The following is a 429-nucleotide window of genomic DNA, read 5'->3' on the forward strand; positions in this document are numbered from 1 at the left end:
GCGCCGGCGACCGCGAGCAGCACGTTCCGGCGCGGCACGTGCTCGGCGGTCAGGTCGTCCAGGCCCCAGCCGGCCAGCAGAGCGAGGCAGAGCATCACCACGATCGTCAGGCGGATGTGGAGCGTGGTCTTGACGATCGGGAGGTAGGAGCTGAGCTCGGGGAGCGGCCACACTCCGAGGACGACGGCGAGCATCAGCGCGCCGAACGCGGCGACGCCGATCCGCATGGCGGTCGGGCGCACGATCAGCGCTGCGGCCCCGAGGGCCAGCGGCAGCGCGCCCGCGTACATCGCGCGAACCTGCGTGAAGTCGGGCGCCAGCGCGATGTGAGTCGCGCGGCCCCAGTAGTCGTAGAGCGCAAAGCCCAGGAGGTAGCGCCGCGGCACCGCGATCTCCCAGAACGTCTCCCGATTGTCGACGTCGCCGGAT

Annotated in this window: 1 protein-coding gene; it reads right to left on the reverse strand. The window is 71.6% G+C overall.

Features of this window, described 5'->3' with window-relative positions; translation table 11 throughout:
• Window positions 1–429: hypothetical protein (locus tag D7X96_RS40240; RefSeq protein ID WP_158626692.1), on the reverse strand; the 429-nt coding region annotated here is incomplete at both ends.

Origin of the sequence: Corallococcus interemptor, from assembly GCF_003668875.1 — a bacterium.
GTDB classification, from domain to species: domain Bacteria; phylum Myxococcota; class Myxococcia; order Myxococcales; family Myxococcaceae; genus Corallococcus; species Corallococcus interemptor.